Origin of the sequence: Campylobacter majalis, from assembly GCF_905120465.1 — a bacterium.
Lineage (GTDB): Bacteria > Campylobacterota > Campylobacteria > Campylobacterales > Campylobacteraceae > Campylobacter_A > Campylobacter_A majalis.
Genome location: NZ_CAJHOF010000036.1, coordinates 1 through 3,935, shown reverse-complemented (window position 1 = coordinate 3,935; position 3,935 = coordinate 1). Strand labels below are relative to the sequence as shown.

The window sequence follows — 3,935 nt, the reverse complement described above, 5'->3', positions numbered from 1 at the left end:
AAACTGCAAATAAGCTAGCTAAGATTATTTTTGAAATTTTCATGTTTTATCCTTTTATTTTGGTTAGTGTTTCATTATATGATACTAGTGTAAATATTTCATTAATATTGTGTATCAAAAATATTAAATCTGAATTTTTACTAACTCTTCAAGATTTACTTTAAATATAATATTATCATTATCTGCTTCGCCAATGATTGCAATGGCTCTAAAATCTTTATCTATTTTTCCGAAAAATTTTATGAAAAAACAACTGCCTTTGAAATGTGAATATGTAAATTCGCCCAATGTCTCTTTAACTATTGTGATATTGCTTAAAGTAATTTCATTTTTTTATAATTTTCATCATAAAAATACTTTGTGTCATCAACTTTTAAATGTATATTTATATCTCTAGATCCACTGGTTTTAACATCAAGTGATATATTTTTATTTTCTCCTAAGTAAATTTTATTTTACACTATCCGTGTTGTGAATTAAAATTCCAAATTTAGCTTTTTTAGAAAAAAATTTATTTCCTGATAAATTTGGACCAATGCAAATATTATCATCTTTTAATTCCATTGCTTGTGCTCTAATTAAATCAGATAAAAACAGCAATGCTTTTGTATTGCCTTCTATGAAAAAGATATCATTTTCAATCCAAGTATTTATTTTTATTTTTTCTTTGAAATATTTTTCACATACATCATCTGTTTTCATTTTTTCCCATTAAATCTACCGTCTTCCCAAACATCAAATGAACGCTTGCCTTTTTCATATTTTAAATAAAACCAATCCATATTTTGTATCTAATTCTGGCGATACAGAATACAATTCAGTTAAAGCACAAGAAAAAACATCATAATCTTCATCTGTCGGTTCGCTATCTAAGTAGTCATATAAGTAGACGGTTCCGTTTTCTTTATAATCAAAAGCAACGCCTCTTATATTTGGTCTTATTTTGCCCAAAAAAACCTACATGCAATCCACATAAAAGTATTGAATAAATATTTTTCATTAATGCACCTCAAAATTCATCTGGGAATGCTGAAACTATATGAGCTCCACCATTTTTATCAAGTTGGCAAGTCTGTCCGCTCTACGATACTATCATATTTCATATATACACCAATCTTCAACCAATTTTAATTTTTCTAAATCTACAATAATATTATCTGTATTTTTTGCAACAACTTCTTCGAGTCTATATACCAGAATATAATTTTTTGGTAGTATGAATACTTTTGGATAATCAATTCTAATTGCCTTCTCGTCAATTTTGTATTCATTAAAGTCAGAGACGATTAGACTACCAATATATCCAACATTATCTTGGTCATCATCAGTTATTTTGCCATTGTATATAAATAATATTTTTATTGTATAATTTTCTAATGCTACATATACTGCACGCATATTTTGCGTAATTTCACCAATTAATGCTCTTCGTGTGGATGATAAAATTTTAGATATTACGCTATTCATATCCAGGCCCTTTATCATTTTGGATTGCTAGGCACAACATGGGCACCATTTTTACCGTAATGAACTATTCCTTTTGTGGTTGGTAATTTATTTCCAGCTTCATCTACATAATAACCAATTACTTTCCCAAAATCAATTCTTTCTTTTGAACCAGCTAAACCAATTTCTATATTATTTATTTTCTGACCTGTTCCTAATTTTGGTAATAAATTCTCTATATTTTCTGTTAATATGCTTCTTGTTACGCCATTTTGATTAGCTGTTTTATATTCATTGGTTCCTTGTATATGCTTCTTTTGTTTATTTGTATCTATTTTTATAGAAATATCTGTATTATCTTTAAATATATCGCTTACCCCAGCAACCACAATCTCATCGCCATTATTTCCGTTAAAATTATTACCATTGTGATTTGAATTAGTGCTGGAATTTGCAACGCTTCCATTACTTATATTATTTACACCCAAACTATCATCAAATTTATTATTTGCATTTACTAGATTTTTAGCTCCTTTGATGAGTGCAAATGGTCCAGCCATTGCTAAATCTAAACTAAAATCAGCTGAAATATCAGAAAGCGAATAAATGGCTTGTTTTTCATTATTTCGCCAGTATCCGTCATTTACATCAAATAAATTATCTGCGATATAGTTACTAATTTTATTTTTAACTCCGCCAAACACAACTTCTTTTGCTTCATCGCTCAACATAGAAACAGAAGCCTTTACTACGCCTTGTGTTGCAAATTGCGTGATAAGTATTGCGGTTGCCGCATTTCTTTCGCCAATAATATCAACTATGTATTTTATAGCTTGAGCTCCATTTACAAGATAATCTTGAAAATTCTTTTGTGCCATAACTATTATTTTATCAAGCTCATAAGATGCTACACCGTCTGTTGTATTTGTTTTGATTGTGTATGTATTATTATCTTTTGTGATATTATTTTTGGCGATATTATCTTTATTGTTATAAGCAGATATTAAATTTTTTACTTTTTCATCACTAAGTATTAAATTTATCTTTTCATCGCTTATGCCTTGTTCTTTTAAGCTTTGTATAAGAGAATTTTCTAAACCGTTTTGTTCTATTTGTTTTTTTTGTTCTTCTGTAAGTTTGCCTGAAACTTTATCTTTTACAAATCTATTAAAATTATCTAACTTATCTACTATAAATTCATATTCTTGCTTAACCTGTTCTCGTCCATCTTTACTAAACAACCTCATATCCACACTAGCATCTATGTTTGATGATATGTTTGTAGAGTAAAGGTCTTTGTTTATATTTTTTGTATCTCTGTTTAGTCTATCTGTATCATCTGAACTATCTTTATCTTTTATATTTAAATTGCCTTGCCCTATAGTAGCTAGTGTTTTTGAGTGAGTGTAGCTTAGGTTACGGTTATTTGAGTAAGTGGTTGATGTGATTTTGTTGTTTAGATCTTTTGGTTGATTGTCTTTTATAGTAGAACAACCGCTAAATGCTAATAGACATGCAATAAATACAATACAAATTTTATTCATTTGCCAACTTTATTATATTTTTTAATTTTTTTGAAATAAAACAATTAAAATTAATATTTTTATTTTTTAAGCAATTTATGGCTAAAATTTTACAAATATCATCTTGTGACAACTACCCAAACTCGTTTTCATTAATGACTAGCAAAATATTTTTAAATTTAAAATCGTTACAATCTTTTAATTGAATATACTTTAATAATTTTAAATCATTAATATTTATTAACTATGTCATCAATATTTTTTCAAATGTTTTAATTTCTATTTCTAAATGCAAAATTCTTTTTTCTTGCTGTTTTTTATTGTTTCTTTTTGTTTTTCCCTAACAAAATACAATATTCGTCAATTTTATCAAGCCCAATATCTTTAATATCAATGTCAAATAACAATGCTTGTTGCTTAAATACGTCTATAATATCATAATACGCAGTTAATTCTCCTAAAACAAAATCATTTTTTTCATTATTATAAATCAATTCATTTATTTTTTCAATAATAATTAATATATTGTCTTTCAAATAGTATTCGTAATTTTTATATTTTTTCATTATTTCATCCTTTCTCGCAATATTTGTTCAAGAATTTGCTTTTGTTCTTTTTGTCTAGCAATATCAGAATTCCATTTTTTATTAATCAAATTTTCTTGTTGCCTAATGTCTAGTTTGTCGAAATCTTTTATATATTTTTGTGGATTAGAAATTTTATCTATGTGTTCTTGTATTTGTTTTTCAAGCGATTTAATTCCTTTTTCTATTTCTTTGGTAGATTTATTTAAGTAATTTTTATAAAAACCAAAATTTTTTCCACCGATTTTGGCTATTTCATATGCTGTTAATTCACCAGCCACTTTCCCACTATTCCCAACCACCCCAATCGGTGTTAATAAAGTAGTCTCAGTCGGACCTGAGTAAATTTCATTGTCATTAGTTGGAGCATTTAAATAACTAG

The 3,935-nt window shown here is 27.1% G+C and carries 6 protein-coding genes; all 6 read right to left on the bottom strand.

Features of this window, described 5'->3' with window-relative positions; genetic code table 11:
• Nucleotides 1–450: 450 nt before the first annotated feature.
• Nucleotides 451–702: a hypothetical protein gene (locus LQU93_RS09720; protein WP_229933689.1), complete on the bottom strand. Its 252-nt coding sequence runs from the start codon at nt 700–702 to the stop codon at nt 451–453.
• Between the two features lie 54 nt (nt 703–756).
• Complete coding sequence (locus LQU93_RS09715; protein WP_229933688.1) at nt 757–951, bottom strand: MafI2 family immunity protein; 195 nt, start codon at nt 949–951, stop codon at nt 757–759.
• 141 nt (nt 952–1,092) lie between these two features.
• On the bottom strand, nt 1,093–1,467 hold the full coding sequence (locus LQU93_RS09710; RefSeq protein ID WP_229933687.1) for a MafI2 family immunity protein: 375 nt from the start codon (nt 1,465–1,467) through the stop codon (nt 1,093–1,095).
• Between the two features lie 14 nt (nt 1,468–1,481).
• Complete coding sequence (locus LQU93_RS09705) at nt 1,482–2,990, bottom strand: polymorphic toxin type 50 domain-containing protein (RefSeq protein ID WP_229933686.1); 1,509 nt, start codon at nt 2,988–2,990, stop codon at nt 1,482–1,484.
• Nucleotides 2,991–3,286: 296 nt separating this feature from the next.
• Complete coding sequence (locus LQU93_RS09700; RefSeq protein ID WP_229933685.1) at nt 3,287–3,535, bottom strand: hypothetical protein; 249 nt, start codon at nt 3,533–3,535, stop codon at nt 3,287–3,289.
• The coding region (locus LQU93_RS09695; RefSeq protein WP_229933684.1) for a hypothetical protein at nt 3,535–3,935 on the bottom strand (401 nt) is incomplete at its 5' end. The genes LQU93_RS09700 and LQU93_RS09695, both read right to left, overlap by 1 nt.